12 protein-coding genes are annotated in these 13,653 nt (G+C 59.9%); 7 read left to right on the forward strand and 5 right to left on the reverse strand.

What is annotated here, in order from left to right; all coding sequences use genetic code 11:
• Positions 1-36: 36 nt before the first annotated feature.
• Together R1W01_RS05270 and R1W01_RS05275 are read left to right on the forward strand one after the other, a co-directional pair.
• Entirely contained in the window at positions 37-1,659 is a 1,623-nt protein-coding gene (locus R1W01_RS05270) for a tetrathionate reductase family octaheme c-type cytochrome (RefSeq protein WP_297759066.1), read from the forward strand.
• On the forward strand, positions 1,652-2,314 hold the full coding sequence (locus R1W01_RS05275; protein WP_243612832.1) for a cytochrome b/b6 domain-containing protein: 663 nt from the start codon (positions 1,652-1,654) through the stop codon (positions 2,312-2,314). Before R1W01_RS05270 ends, R1W01_RS05275 begins: the two co-directional genes overlap by 8 nt.
• A 349-nt stretch (positions 2,315-2,663) precedes the next feature.
• Here the strand turns inward: R1W01_RS05275 and R1W01_RS05280 are convergent, their stop codons facing one another.
• On the reverse strand, positions 2,664-3,230 hold the full coding sequence (locus tag R1W01_RS05280; RefSeq protein ID WP_243612831.1) for a YcbK family protein: 567 nt from the start codon (positions 3,228-3,230) through the stop codon (positions 2,664-2,666).
• 316 nt (positions 3,231-3,546) lie between these two features.
• On the opposite strand from R1W01_RS05280, the gene R1W01_RS05285 reads away from it, so the two are divergent.
• Genes R1W01_RS05285 through R1W01_RS05300 form a run of 4 tightly spaced genes read left to right on the forward strand, consistent with a single transcriptional unit; the run spans position 3,547 to position 7,789 of the window.
• Entirely contained in the window at positions 3,547-5,145 is a 1,599-nt protein-coding gene (locus R1W01_RS05285; protein WP_297759060.1) for a murein L,D-transpeptidase, read from the forward strand.
• A 27-nt stretch (positions 5,146-5,172) separates the two neighbouring features.
• Complete coding sequence (lpxD, locus tag R1W01_RS05290) at positions 5,173-6,264, forward strand: UDP-3-O-(3-hydroxymyristoyl)glucosamine N-acyltransferase (protein WP_297759058.1); 1,092 nt, start codon at positions 5,173-5,175, stop codon at positions 6,262-6,264.
• Positions 6,265-6,295: 31 nt separating this feature from the next.
• Complete coding sequence (locus R1W01_RS05295; RefSeq protein ID WP_243612828.1) at positions 6,296-6,553, forward strand: acyl carrier protein; 258 nt, start codon at positions 6,296-6,298, stop codon at positions 6,551-6,553.
• A 27-nt stretch (positions 6,554-6,580) separates the two neighbouring features.
• On the forward strand, positions 6,581-7,789 hold the full coding sequence (locus R1W01_RS05300) for a beta-ketoacyl-[acyl-carrier-protein] synthase family protein (RefSeq protein WP_243612827.1): 1,209 nt from the start codon (positions 6,581-6,583) through the stop codon (positions 7,787-7,789).
• Positions 7,790-7,860: 71 nt separating this feature from the next.
• Here R1W01_RS05300 and R1W01_RS05305 read toward each other — a convergent pair whose 3' ends face one another.
• On the reverse strand, positions 7,861-8,442 hold the full coding sequence (locus tag R1W01_RS05305; protein WP_243612826.1) for an invasion associated locus B family protein: 582 nt from the start codon (positions 8,440-8,442) through the stop codon (positions 7,861-7,863).
• 418 nt (positions 8,443-8,860) lie between these two features.
• On the opposite strand from R1W01_RS05305, the gene R1W01_RS05310 reads away from it, so the two are divergent.
• Entirely contained in the window at positions 8,861-10,438 is a 1,578-nt protein-coding gene (locus R1W01_RS05310; RefSeq protein WP_411028145.1) for a helicase HerA-like domain-containing protein, read from the forward strand.
• A gap of 65 nt (positions 10,439-10,503) precedes the next feature.
• On the opposite strand, the gene R1W01_RS05315 is transcribed toward R1W01_RS05310, so the two are convergent.
• The 3 genes from R1W01_RS05315 to R1W01_RS05325 all read right to left on the reverse strand — a co-directional run bounded on the left by R1W01_RS05315 (position 10,504) and on the right by R1W01_RS05325 (position 13,608).
• Complete coding sequence (locus R1W01_RS05315) at positions 10,504-11,805, reverse strand: branched-chain amino acid ABC transporter permease (RefSeq protein WP_297759049.1); 1,302 nt, start codon at positions 11,803-11,805, stop codon at positions 10,504-10,506.
• Positions 11,802-12,812: a branched-chain amino acid ABC transporter permease gene (locus R1W01_RS05320; protein ID WP_243612823.1), complete on the reverse strand. Its 1,011-nt coding sequence runs from the start codon at positions 12,810-12,812 to the stop codon at positions 11,802-11,804. The genes R1W01_RS05315 and R1W01_RS05320 overlap by 4 nt, the downstream gene beginning before the upstream one ends.
• 88 nt (positions 12,813-12,900) lie before the next feature.
• Complete coding sequence (locus tag R1W01_RS05325; protein WP_243612822.1) at positions 12,901-13,608, reverse strand: ABC transporter ATP-binding protein; 708 nt, start codon at positions 13,606-13,608, stop codon at positions 12,901-12,903.
• Between the last annotated feature and the right edge of the window lie 45 nt (positions 13,609-13,653).

Genomic DNA, 13,653 nt, shown 5'->3' on the forward strand with positions numbered 1-13,653 from the left:
GCGCAAAGTCCCAGCCGACGCCAGGGAGGAGACGTCATGTATTTCAAAAGGGCCGTATTCGGCCTTGCCATAGCCTTTTCATCCGCCACGCTCGCCATGGCACAGGATGAGGTGAGCAAGTCCACGGCGGATCACTCCAAGTTCCTGAGCCTGCAAAAGGATTTCCAATCGGGCCCGGAAGTGACCGAAGCCTGCCTCGAGTGTCATACCGAGGCCGACGATCAGATGATGCACTCGATCCACTTCAAGTGGGATTACGAGCACCCCGAAACCGGCCAGCGCCTTGGCAAGAAGAACGTGATCAACGCCTTCTGCGGCTCGGTCGCGGGCAATGAACCGCGCTGTACCTCTTGTCACGCCGGCTATGGCTGGGACGACATGAGCCAGGAACCGCCGCAACAGGCCAACGCAAAGGACTGCCTCGTCTGTCACGACAAGTCGGACCAATATACCAAGCTGGCCACCGGGGCGGGCCACCCACCGATGGAGGCCAAGGGCAAGACCATCACCGGGGCCAAGGCCTGGGCCGTAGACCTCAAGAAAGCGGCGATGAGCGTCGGCATGCCCGACCGCGACAACTGCGGCAATTGTCACTTCTATGGCGGTGGCGGCGACAACGTGAAACACGGCGATCTGTCGTCGGCGCTCTACAACCCGACCCATGATGTCGACGTGCATATGTCCTCGGTTGAAGAGGGCGGCGAGGGCATGGTCTGCGCCGATTGCCACGTCTCGGACCGTCACCAATGGGCCGGATCGCGCTATAACGTGCTGGCTTCCGATCCGCATGGCACCGGCAAACCGGGCGAGGCGCGACATGCGGCCTCCTGCCAATCCTGCCACGGTCAAGAACCGCACCCGACCAATATCAAGGGTCTGAAGCTCAACGACCATACCGACACGCTCGCCTGTCAGTCCTGTCACATTCCGGAATACGCCCGTGGCGGTGTGCCGACGAAATCCATGTGGGACTGGTCCACTGCGGGCAAGCTTGACGAGAACGGCAAACCGTTCAGCGAAGAGAACTTTACCTCTTCGAAGGGCAAGCACATGCACACCTATATGTCGACCAAGGGCAATTTCGCCTATCAGGAAGACGCCACGCCCTATTACGCATGGTTCGACGGGCAGGTGGAATACACCACCTATGATCGCAAGATCGACCCGACAAACACCGTCGAGGTCAACCGCATCCATGGTGACCGCGAAGACGGCACCTCGCGCATCTGGCCCTTCAAGCGCATGGAAGGCCGGCAGGCCTATGACAAGGTCAACAACAACCTCGTCTATACCCATGTCTGGGGGCCGACGACCGACACCGCCTTCTGGACCAATTTCGATTGGGGCAAGGCGATTGATGCGGGCATGAAAGCTGCGAACAAGCCTTATTCGGGCGAGTTCGATTTCGTCGACACCTACATGTACTGGCCGATCACCCACATGGTCGCCCCGGCCGAAAACGCCGTGGATTGCGTCGAGTGTCACCAGCAGGATGGCCGCCTTGCCAATGTTGCGGGTGTCTTCATGCCCGGCACCAATACCAACGGGCCGGTCGGCCTTCTGGGTAAGGCGTTGATCCTTCTGACCTTGTTGGGTGTCGCGGCGCACGCGCTCATCCGTATCTTCTCGCGCAAAACCGAAGGAGGCCATCATGACTAAGCGTATCGTCAAGGTTTACCCCCGCTTCGAACGCCTCTGGCATTGGATGCAGGTGCTTCTCATCATGGCGCTGATGGTGACGGGCATGGGGCTCAACGGGGTGCATGCCCTGATCCCCTTCGGCCCGGCGGTCATGCTACACACGATGGCGGCGCTGGCGTTGCTTGGCTTGTGGATTTTCGCGACCTTCTGGCTATTCACCACGGGCACATGGCGTCAGTTCATCCCCAAGATCGAAGGCATGGTCTCGGTCGCCCGCTTCTACGCCTACGGCGTCTTCAAGGGCGAAGAGCACCCCTATGAAAAGATCTTCTGGCGCAAGCATAACCCGCTTCAGGCCGCGACCTACTTTGTCCTGAAATGGTTCATCTTCCCGGCGATCTGGGTCACGGGGCTGCTCTACCTGACCTATAATTTCTGGGCCGATAGCAATAGCGTGCTGGCGATTACCCTGATCGCGAACCTGCATCTTTTCGCGGCCTACGTGATTGGTGCCTTCATCATCGTGCATATCTACTTGCTCACCGTGGGCCATGGCTTCCGCGAACATGTGAGACCGATGGTCACCGGCTATGACGAGATCGACCTCACGCCCGAGCAGGAGGCCTATCTCGAGACAAACGAACCCGGTCGGCTCAAACCGATCGAGAGCTGACGGAGGAGGGGGATCGCAGTTCCCTTCTTCGGCAGAGACCGGAGGCTCTTTTCTTCCTTCCCTTGGAGCCTCCCTCTCAAGAAAAGGCGTCGCCCCTGCGGCGCCTTTTCCATGTCTGGCAGAAGGACGGAGCTCTGTGTCCGTTCATGGACCGTGCGGCAGGGCAAGGGGCTCGGCGGTTTCGCGCCGCGCTGACGCAATACAGACGCAATACCGACGTGATACCGACATCGGAACTTTGGCGCCGTGCCGCGCTGCAACGTGTTGATCCAAAAGAAAAAACCGGCTCTCACGATGAGGCCGGTCGATTCGGTTCATATCTCTTAAGACAAGCTTAAGGTTTTTGGCTTTACCGGCCCCAGCTGCGGACCGGGCCGCAATCCATATGGACGAAATTGGAGCCCGAGTAGCGCCCAACACCGCCCGCGTGACAGGCAAGGGCCGCCTTGGCCATCTGGTTGACCGAGCGATTCGCGAGACGCAAATCCGCCGCCTGGCCCTTCATGTGCAGCGAGTTCTTTGCCACCCCGCGAGAGCGCGAGCGCAGCATCGCGTTGGTCTGTGGGCTGCGGTAGCCCGACAGGAGCATATAGGGTTCGTGCACGTCGAGAAGGTTGTGCGATGCGGCCATGATATCGATGGTGCGCAGGTCGATTTTCTTCACATCGTTGGTGCGCCAGTCACGCATGAAGCTATTGATTTCGTTGACGGCTTCCTTGATGTACTCGCCCTCGATCCAATAGATCGTGTCCATGCGTTCTCCGGTGCGGGCGGAATACATGCGGATCCGGCGAATATCGCCGGAGCCTCGCAGGAAACCTGCCGCGTGGGAGAATGTGGGGGCTGCTGCTACCGTGGTTGCCGCAAAGGCGCGCAAGAGGCCGCGCCGCGTGAAATTCAGCGTTGAGTCACTCATTGGTCGAATGCCTGTCCCGTCTCGTTCGTCAAGCCGCGATTATTCGCGATCATCATATCCATCCCCAGATGCGCGTTTTATGCCACAAGACGATTCGGCGACCAAGCGTTCATTTCCGACCTTTCCTTTTATATGAAGGATTTGGGCGGAATTTTGCTGAAATGCGTTTCAATCCCCTTAAGGGGAAACTGCGACCTCCCTGCATCAGATGTGAGGATTTGATGAAACTGTGAATAGACAGCCCGATGCAAATCGGCACACTGGGTCAGCATGTTGTGGACTGCCGAGACAGAGAGAGCTTATTTCGATGCCTAGGATGATTACTCGCCGATTTCTTACCGTAGCGGGCCTTGCCTTTACGGTTGCGACCGGGGCGTTTGTGCCCTCTGCCCAAGCCGAAGTGACCGCCTTCAAGCAAGCCGTCGCCGAAGCCGCCGCCCGCGACGCCGACATCGCAGGCTTCTACCGCGACACCAATTATCAACCGATCTGGACCGGCACCGATGCCGATGACCTTGCCCGTCGACAAGCGCTTCTGAAGGCCATCGAGACGGCGGATGACCATGGGCTTCCCGTGGCCCGCTACGATTTTGATGCGCTCTATGGTCAACTGCGCGCCGCGCACACGCCCCGCGCGCTCGGCATGGCAGAAGTCGCGCTTTCCAAGGCTTTCCTGAGCTATGCCCGCGACCTCCAGACCGGCATGTTCGTTCCGACCCAACTTGACGATGGCATCAAGCGTGACTCGCCGCGTCGTGATCGGCGCGGCTATCTCACTAACCTTCTTGCTTCCGAGCCGAATTCTTACATGCGTGGCCTTGCGCCGCGCACGCCCGAGTATGTCCGTCTCTTCAAAGAGAAGATGCGTCTTGAACACCTAGCGACTGCCGGAGGGTGGGGCTCTGAGGTCAAATCGCGCAAACTCGAGCCCGGAGATCGTGGCACGGCGGTCGTCGCATTGCGCGATCGTCTCGTGGCGCTCGGCTACCTGGGACGTAGCGCCACCGCGGAATATGACTCTGTGCTGGAGAAGGCCGTGCAAGCGTTTCAGCTTGATCATGGGCTTGAAGCGGATGGCGTTGCCGGAGAGTCGACCATTTCCGAGATCAACCGCTCTCCCGTGGACCGGCTCAAGTCCGTCATGGTGGCGATGGAGCGCGAACGCTGGCTCAACAAACCGCGCGGCGAGCGTCATGTTCTCGTGAACCTGACCGATTTCCACGCTCGCATCGTCGACAATGATCGTGTGACGTTCATGACCCGCTCTGTTGTCGGCAAGAACCGCCACGACCATCGCAGCCCGGAATTTTCGGACGTGATGGAGCATATGGTCATCAACCCGACTTGGAACGTCCCGCGCTCGATCGCGACCAAGGAATACCTGCCGATGTTGCAGCGCAATCCGAACGCGGTCAGCTATCTCAAGCTGATCGACGGACGCGGGCGCGTGGTCAATCGTGGTGCGGTGGATTTCACCCAGTTCAGCACCCGGAACTTCCCGTTTGATATCAAACAACCCCCGGGCGCTCGCAACGCGCTTGGTCTGGTGAAGTTCATGTTCCCGAACCGTCACAACATCTACCTGCACGACACGCCGTCCAAGAGCTTGTTTGCGCGCGAAGTGCGTGCCTTCAGCCATGGCTGTATCCGTCTGCAAAAGCCGTTCGAGTTCGCCTATGCGCTGCTCGCACGTCAGGAAAGCGATCCCAAAGGGTTCTTCCATTCGACGCTCAAGACGGGCCGCGAAACGCAGGTTGACCTGCAAAAACCGATCCCGGTGCATATCATCTACCGAACCGCCTTCACCAATGCGAAGGGCCCGGTGCAATACCGCCGTGACGTTTACGGTCGCGATGCCAAGATCTGGCAGGCGATGGTGAATGAAGGGGTGGCTTTGCGCTCGGTTCAGGGGTAGGTATTGCCCGCAATTCGCGGGGGACACATGGCCCATACTATCCAAGAGATTGCCGACGCCCTTGGGGCGGAGGCCTTTGGCAACACCAAACTGATCGTGAGCCGGGTTTCGGAGCCAGCATCGGCAGGCTCGGATGACCTCGCGTTGGTGACCAATCCACAATACGCCGAAGGGCTGAGCAAGGGCCGGGCACGCGCTGCGATGCTATGGCCCGGTGCTGACTGGCAGGCGCTTGGCCTTGAGGCGGCGATCACCTCGCCGCGCGGCCGCTTTGCCATGTCCGGGCTTTCCGCGATCATGGACCCCGGTCAGCATTTCGGCACCGGTATTCATCCAAGTGCGGTCATCGATCCCAGCGCCGAGATCGGCGAAGGCGTGACGATCGGTCCGCTGACTGTCGTGGGCCCGCGCGCCCGGATCGGCAACGGGTCTTTGATCGGGCCGCATTGTGTCATCGGCGCGGATGTGACGCTTGGGGAAAAGGCCTATCTGCGCGAAATGGTGTCGATCGGCGCCCGCGCCACAATCGGTGCGCGTTTCATCGCCCAGCCGGGCGCGCGCATCGCCTCTGACGGGTTTTCCTTTGTCACGCCCGAGAAATCCGGCGTCGAAGCCGCCCGCGAAACCCTCGGCGATCAGGGCGAGGTCAAATCGCAGTCCTGGGCCCGTATCCATAGCCTCGGCTCTGTCACCATCGGAGATGATGTCGAGATCGGCGCCAATACCTGTATTGATTGCGGCACGGTACGCGACACAAAAATCGGCAATGGCGTGAAGCTCGATAACCTCGTGCACATTGCCCACAATGTCGAGATTGGCGATGATACGCTGCTTGCCGGGCAGGTGGGCGTGGCTGGCTCGACGAAGATCGGCCGCAATGTCGTGATGGGCGGGCAATGCGGCGTGAGCGACAATACCACCATCGGCGACAATGTGATCGCGGGTGGCGCCTCCAAGATGCTCTCCAAGGTGCCAGCGGGACGGGTGGTCCTCGGATACCCGGCTGTCAAGATGGAGTCACATTTGGAGATGTATAAGGGTCTCCGGCGTTTGCCCCGGCTTCTCAAAGAATTCGCGGCACTGCAAAAAACCGTTTCCAAGTTGGAGACGAAGGACTAAATGACAGCCAGTATTGGCGAAAGGAAGACAAATGAGCGTCAAGGACAAGGTGATCGAAATCATTGCGGAGCAAGCCGTTCTCGACCCCTCGGACGTGACCATGGACAGCACGCTTGAAGATCTCGGGATCGATAGCCTCGGTCTCGTGGAAAGTATTTTTGCCATCGAAGAGGCCTTTGATATCTCTGTGCCCTTCAATGCCAATGATCCAAGCGATAGCGACTTCGATATCTCTTCGGTGGCCTCGATCGTGGCCGGGATCGACAAACTCATCGCAGACCAATCGTGACATCTGCCTGCAAGTGGAGGGGATAGGATGAAACGGGTCGTCATCACAGGGGCTGGCACGATCAATGCGCTTGGCCACAACGTGTCCGAGACGTTTTCCGCCATGAAAGACGGGCGCTGCGGAATCGGACCTTTGGACGTGCGCGATGTGGACCGCCTTGCGATCAAGATCGGCGGGCAGGTGCGGGGCTTTGAAAGCGAAGGCCTTTTCAATCGCCAGCAGATCGCCCTTTACGACCGGTTCACGCAGTTCGCGCTTGTCGCGGCGCGCGAGGCGATCGGGCAGGCGGGCCTGTCCTTCTCCGGGGATCTTGCGGCGCGCTGTGGCGTGGTGCTCGGGACATCGGGCGGCGGTATGCAGACCCTCGACGAGAATTACCGCTCGGTCTATGAGGACGGCAAGAACCGCGTGCATCCCTTCGTGGTGCCGAAGCTCATGAACAATGCCGCCGCGAGCCATATCTCGATGGAGTTCAATCTCAAGGGGCCGAGCTTTACCGTTGCAACGGCTTGTGCGTCCTCGAACCACGCTATGAGCCAGGCCTTTCAACTCGTGCGCGCGGGCGCTGCGCCTGTGATGATCACTGGTGGGGCGGAATCCATGCTGTGCTTTGGCGGGATCAAGGCCTGGGAAGGCCTGCGCGTCATGTCCAAGGACGCCTGCCGTCCGTTCTCGGCCAACCGCAACGGCATGGTACAGGGCGAAGGGGCTGGGGTGTTCGTCTTCGAGGAATACGATCACGCGCGCGCCCGTGGAGCCGAGATTCTGGCCGAGGTCGTCGGCTTTGCCATGACATCGGACGCCTCAGATATCGTCATGCCATCCAAGCAAGGCGCCGCGCGCGCCATTGCCGGGGCGCTGGCCGATGGCCGGATCAACACCGAGGAAGTCGGCTATATCAACGCGCATGGCACGGGCACGGCCGCGAATGATAAGACCGAGTGCGCCGCGGTGGCGGATGTCTTCGGCCAGCACGCAGACGAGTTGATGATCTCCTCGACCAAGTCCATGCACGGCCACCTGATCGGCGGCACCGGCGCGGTCGAGCTTTTGGCCTGTATCATGGCGCTACGCGACGGGGTGATCGCGCCGACCATTGGCTATGAAGAACCGGATCCGGAATGTGCACTCGACGTGGTGCCGAACGAGGCGCGCGAGGCCAAGGTCGATGTGGCGCTGTCCAACGCCTTTGCCTTCGGCGGCTTGAACGCGGTGATTGCGCTGCGCAAGGTCTAGGCGGCTATCTCGGAAACTAAAAACGCCGCTCTATTGAGAGCGGCGTTTATGTTTGATCGGTCTTTGATCAATTATTGATTGACGGGGTTCGCCTTCTCGAAGGACGCTTTCAGACCATCGAGTTTCATTTCCACCGACACCACCTGATCGGGGGCCAGCGCCGGAACCAGAGAGACCGTCGAGGATTTGCCGTTCTGGAAGGCCTGAACTTCGATCGGCGACATGAACATGCGCGCAACACACCCGGCTTCATAGCAGAGCGTGAACGGTACGCGCTGTACCAGAACACCATCGATTGCGACCGCGAGCTGAGCCGTCAGGAGCGTGTTGAGCGGTGCCACAAAGGTCGCGCCAGCCGCTGCCGGGGCACCTTCGGGAAGACGATACATGGTCATCTCGATCACCGGTGTGTCCTCGGAGTCGGTCAGGAGCTGATACATGCGGCAGGGGCGCGGCTCGGGGCCCGTCTTGGCGCATTGCAAATCCCACGCACCGATCTTCTCGGAGCTGACCTCTTCACCGGGCTTTGCGGCCGGAGCGGCGGCTTGGCCTTCCATGATGGAGCCATCCGAGAGAGAGCCCACCTGCGCCGAAAGCGGAGCAGCCAGTGCGATCAGTGCGGCGGCGAAAAGGGGTTTAACGTGCTTGGACATCTCGAGTTCCCGTCGTTGTGTATGCGAGTCAGATATCGCTTACCATGCCCGTAACCGCTTGTCAGGCAAAGCCCTTTGCAAAATGGTCACAGAGGGCGGTTTTTCGCTTCAAGGGTTCCGGGCCTGCGCGGCAATTCGGAAATCGACCCCGCGAAAAAGAAGAAGGAGCCTTGCGGCTCCCTCCCCATTTCACTCCCCGTCGGACTGGCCGACTTGTTTTCTGTCGTGAACGCTACGAAGAATTCAACGACCCGTCAACAGGAAAAAATACACGGGTTTCCGTATGTTTAGCCTGAAAAAAGGCCGCTCCAAGAAAGGGGCGGCCAAGTCCAACAGGGAGGAAAACCGTTCTTTGCGATCACCGCAGCGATCAGAACGAAATCAATACTGGCACGAGGGGGTTAACAATGTATTTTTGATGCGGAACGGCGGTCTGATTACAAGGAGCAAGTATTTGGAAGACGCAATTTTTGTCGGTGGCGGCGGAGAAGACTATGGCACCAAACAGGGGCTGAAACTCGAATATGCCAACCGTCATGGCCTCGTCGCGGGGGCGACAGGCACCGGCAAGACGGTCACGCTTCAGATCTTGGCCGAAGGTTTTTCCAAGGCGGGCGTTCCGGTCTTCCTGTCGGATGTGAAAGGCGATCTCTCGGGTCTCGCCGATGCGGGCAGCGCCGAGTTTAAGCTGCACGAGGCCTTCATGGATCGGGCCGGTAAGATCGGGTTTGACGACTATAGGTACGAGAGTTTTCCAGTCACGTTCTGGGATCTCTTCGGGGAACAAGGCCACCCGATTCGCACGACCGTCGCCGAAATGGGGCCGCTTCTCCTGTCCCGGCTGATGGAGTTGACCGAAGCGCAGGAAGGTATCCTCAACATTGCCTTCCGGCTCGCCGATGAAGAGGGGCTGCCGCTTCTTGATCTCAAGGACTTGCAGGCGCTTCTGGTCTGGGTCGGTGAAAACAAGGACGATCTTTCGCTGCGATATGGCAACGTCTCGGTCTCCTCGATCGGCGCGATCCAGCGTCGGCTTCTCGTGCTCGAGAACCAAGGCGGTGCGAAGCTCTTTGGTGAACCCGCGCTTGAATTGTCGGATATCATGCGGACGGATACTGATGGCCGCGGGCGGATCAATATCCTCGCCTCGGACAAGCTCATGGGGTCGCCACGGCTTTATGCAACCTTCCTGCTCTGGCTCCTGTCCGAACTGTTCGAGGAACTGCCCGAGGTCGGAGACCCGGATAAGCCGCGCCTTGTTTTCTTCTTCGATGAGGCGCATCTCCTGTTCGACGGTGCGCCCAAGGCGCTCGTCGATAAGGTTGAACAGGTGGCGCGCCTGATCCGCTCCAAGGGGGTCGGTATCTATTTCGTGACACAGAACCCTGACGACATTCCCGAGGATATCCTTGGCCAGCTTGGCAACCGTGTGCAGCATGCCCTCCGCGCTTTTACCGCGCGGGATCGGCGGGCGTTGCGTCTCGCTGCCGAGACCTATCGCGAAAACCCGCGTTTCAGCACAGAAACCGCGATCCGTGAGGTTGGGGTCGGTGAGGCGGTCACGTCCTTCCTGATGAAGAAGGGTATTCCGGGGATCGTCGAACGCACGCTGATCCGTCCGCCGTCCTCGCGTCTTGGCCCGATCGAGCCGAGCCTTCGCAAGACGGTTATCAACGCCTCTCCTGTGGCCGGAAAATACGAGGCGCTCAAGGATCGCCGCTCTGCCTATGAGATGCTCAAGGAGCGCGCCGAGAAGGCCGCTGCAGAGGCCGAAGCGGCAGAGGCCCGAGAAGAGGAGATGGAGACGGCTGCGCGCGAATACAGCGCAGGGCGGCGCTATTCCGGAACGCGGGTGACACGCCCTACGTCGCGCAGCACCCGCCGGGGCGATAGTTTTGGCGAGGCTATGGGGAAAATGGTGATGAAAGAACTCACGGGCACCACCGGGCGCAAGATCGTGCGCGGAATCTTAGGTGGGCTGTTTCGGGGCCGTTGATCAAATCCCAACGCAAGCAAAAAGGCCCGCTCGTTTGAGCGGGCCTTTCTTTGTCGCGCCTCGGCCTATCTTTCTGGGATGAGTCCGCGTGGGCTAAAGCGCAGGACGAGCAGCAGGATCACACCCATCGTCAACAGGCGCATATGCGCGGCGCTGTCGATCAGGTGGTTGCGAAGCGCGCTATCCTCGGCCATGCCGGAGGTCACGAATTCCATCGCCCAATGCCCGAGCGGTTCCACCTCGACCCAAAGCCACCAGATCAGGAATCCGCCAAGCACTGCGCCAAGGTTGTTGCCGGAACCTCCGACGATGACCATCACCCAGATCAGGAAGGTAAAGCGCAGCGGCTGGTAAGTGCCGGGGGTCAACTGACCATCGAGCGTGGTCAGCATGGCGCCTGCGATCCCGCAGACGGCCGACCCCAGAACGAAGATCTGCAAATGGCGTCGGGTCACGTTCTTGCCCATCGCTTCGGCGGCCACTTCGTTGTCTCGGATCGCGCGCATCATCCGGCCCCAGGGGCTCTTCAGAGCGGCCTGCGCCATGACGAAAATCACCACCAGCACGATGGTGAACAGGACAGAGTAGCCAAGCTTGACGAAGAGGGTCGAGGCGGTGACAGGATCAAGCCCGAAGCCTTCGGCGCTCTTGATGAAGCTTTCGCTTTTCTGGAGGTCGATCTCATAGGGCACGGGGCGGGACAGGCCGTTGACGTTCTTCACGCCGCGGCCAAGCCAGTCTTCGTTCTTGAGAACGGCAATGATGATTTCCGCAATGCCGAGCGTTGCAATGGCAAGATAGTCCGAGCGCAAACCAAGCGCGGTCTTGCCGATCAGCCAGGCTGCGCCTGCGGCGAGAAGACCGCCCATCGGCCAAGCCAGGAGCACCGGAAGGCCAAGCCCGCCGAGATAGCCCGTGCCTGCCGGGTTCACCGCTTCGATGGCCTCGACTGCCGGGTCAAAGACAAAGCGATAGACGAAGAAGCCCACGATCAGGAAGAGCGGCAAGCCGAGGAGGCGCGCACGTCCCGAAAGGCGTTTGTTGAGGAACACTGCACCGACGATGGTCGCCGCGCCGATCACCAGCCCGCCAAGGACGCGCAGACCGCCAGCGGCCCAAGCCTCGCCCACGGGCGGCATGGAGGTCAGGACAACGGCCAGACCACCAAGCGCGACAAAGCCCATGACACCGACGTTGAACAGGCCGGCAAAGCCCCATTGAAGGTTGACCCCCAAAGCCATGATCGCAGAGATCAGGCCCATGTTGAGGATGAACAACGCGCTGTTCCAGCTCTGCACAAAGCCTGTGCCAAGGATGAGCAGCGCCATGCAGGCGAAGAGAAGGGTATTTTTGACCGTATCGCTCATACCGATTTCCCCTTGAAAATGCCGGTGGGCTTGAACAGGAGCACGACGATCAGGATCACGAAGCTCACCGCGAATTTGTAGTCCGTGCTCAGAAGCTGCACGAGCCCGTCAGGCTCGAGCGATTCTGGCATCCAATATGTGAGAACCTTCTTCCAAGCATAGGTGATCGTCACCTCCGAGAAGGCGACGATGAAGCCACCCGCGATGGCGCCAAGCGGGCTGCCAAGGCCGCCGACGATGGCCGAGGCAAAGATCGGCAGCAGCAGCATGAAATAGACGAAGGGTTTGAAAGTCTTGTCGAGACCGTAGAGCGTCCCGGCAATGGCGGTGAGCGCGCCGACGATCATCCACGTATACATCACCACGCGCTCTGGATTGATCCCCGACAGGAGCGCCAAATCCTCGTTGTCGGAATAGGCGCGCATGGATTTACCGGTGCGCGTGCGGTTCAGGAACCAGAACAGGGCGATAACACAGATCACGGCTACGACGACGGTTAGGCCTTGGGTGGTCTTGATCGCAAGACCTTCGCGCAGGCCGGTCATCTGTTTGAATTCGCGCACCGAAATGATGAAGCGCTCCCCGTCGAGGAACTTCTGATCGTTCGGTCCGATGATGAACCGCACGAGGCCGTTCATGATGAACATCACACCCATCGACACGATTACGAGGATCACCGGCTTGGCCTTCTGCGCCCGATAAAAGCGATAGACGGTCCGGTCCGTGATGAGCAAAAGCGCGATGGTGCCAAGGATCGCGAAGGGCAGGGCAAGAAGCGCCGTCGGAAGCGGCCCGAGGCTAAGGCCCATGCCCTGAAACCACCAGGTCACGAGCACTGCGATCATCGAGCCAAAGGCCATCGTGTCGCCGTGGGCAAAGTTTGAGAACCGCAGGATGCCATAGATCAGGGTGACACCGAGCGCGCCAAGCGCAAGCTGGCTGCCATAGGCGATCGCGGGGATCAGCACAAAGTTGGAGAGGGCGACAAAGCCGTTGAGAAAGTCCATCAAGCTGACCTCGCTGGTGAGTGGGTCGGTTCCGTGCCGCCGCGCGGGGCGCGGCCGAATTGAGAGGTGTCAGAGCGTGTCATTTGGATCACCCGCCAAGGAAGGACTTGCGCACTTCCGGGTCGGCCAGAAGTTCTTTGCCGGTGCCGGAATAAGCGTTGCGCCCTTGCACGAGCACATAGCCCTTGTCGGCGATCTCGAGCGCCTGGCGCGCGTTCTGCTCGACCATCAGGATCGGAATGCCTGTGCGGCTGACCTCGATGATCCGGTCGAACAGCTCGTCCATGACGATAGGCGAGACGCCCGCTGTCGGTTCGTCGAGCATCAAGACCTTCGGTTTGGTCATCAGCGCCCGGCCCACGGCGACTTGCTGGCGCTGACCGCCAGAAAGCTCGCCTGCGTGCTGATGCCGCTTTTCCTTGAGGATCGGGAACAGGTCATAAACCTGTGCCATCGTGTCCGAGAAATCGTCGGTGCGGATGAAGGCGCCCATCTCGAGGTTTTCCTCGACCGTCATCGAGGTAAAGATGTTCTGGGTCTGCGGGACAAAGCCCATGCCCTTGACCACACGCTGCTGCGGGCTGAGCTTGGTGATGTCTTCACCATCAAGCGTCACATGGCCCGAGTGGATATTGAGCATCCCGAACACGGCCTTCATGGCGGTGGATTTACCGGCGCCGTTCGGTCCGACGATCACGGCGATTTCGCCCTTGTCGACGGCCACCGTACAGTCATGCAGGATATCCGGCCCCTTGCCGTACCCGCCGGTCATATTGGCGCCTGTGAGAAAGCTCATACTATGCAATCCTCTTGAATGATCCGTGTCACGGAAGACGGGGCC

The organism is Shimia sp. FJ5 (assembly GCF_032918335.1).
Taxonomy (GTDB): domain Bacteria; phylum Pseudomonadota; class Alphaproteobacteria; order Rhodobacterales; family Rhodobacteraceae; genus Shimia; species Shimia aestuarii_A.

What these genes read in the sequence shown, in the direction of transcription:
- R1W01_RS05295 (WP_243612828.1), top strand. Translation starts at nt 6,296, where the DNA reads ATGAGCGTCAAGGACAAGGTGATCGAAATCATTGCGGAGCAAGCCGTT.
- R1W01_RS05305 (WP_243612826.1), bottom strand. Translation starts at nt 8,442, where the DNA reads ATGTCCAAGCACGTTAAACCCCTTTTCGCCGCCGCACTGATCGCACTG.
- R1W01_RS05280 (WP_243612831.1), bottom strand. Translation starts at nt 3,230, where the DNA reads ATGAGTGACTCAACGCTGAATTTCACGCGGCGCGGCCTCTTGCGCGCC.
- R1W01_RS05325 (WP_243612822.1), bottom strand. Translation starts at nt 13,608, where the DNA reads ATGAGCTTTCTCACAGGCGCCAATATGACCGGCGGGTACGGCAAGGGG.
- R1W01_RS05275 (WP_243612832.1), top strand. Translation starts at nt 1,652, where the DNA reads ATGACTAAGCGTATCGTCAAGGTTTACCCCCGCTTCGAACGCCTCTGG.
- R1W01_RS05310 (WP_411028145.1), top strand. Translation starts at nt 8,861, where the DNA reads ATGCGGAACGGCGGTCTGATTACAAGGAGCAAGTATTTGGAAGACGCA.
- R1W01_RS05320 (WP_243612823.1), bottom strand. Translation starts at nt 12,812, where the DNA reads ATGGACTTTCTCAACGGCTTTGTCGCCCTCTCCAACTTTGTGCTGATC.
- R1W01_RS05300 (WP_243612827.1), top strand. Translation starts at nt 6,581, where the DNA reads ATGAAACGGGTCGTCATCACAGGGGCTGGCACGATCAATGCGCTTGGC.
- R1W01_RS05285 (WP_297759060.1), top strand. Translation starts at nt 3,547, where the DNA reads ATGATTACTCGCCGATTTCTTACCGTAGCGGGCCTTGCCTTTACGGTT.
- lpxD (WP_297759058.1), top strand. Translation starts at nt 5,173, where the DNA reads ATGGCCCATACTATCCAAGAGATTGCCGACGCCCTTGGGGCGGAGGCC.
- R1W01_RS05270 (WP_297759066.1), top strand. Translation starts at nt 37, where the DNA reads ATGTATTTCAAAAGGGCCGTATTCGGCCTTGCCATAGCCTTTTCATCC.
- R1W01_RS05315 (WP_297759049.1), bottom strand. Translation starts at nt 11,805, where the DNA reads ATGAGCGATACGGTCAAAAATACCCTTCTCTTCGCCTGCATGGCGCTG.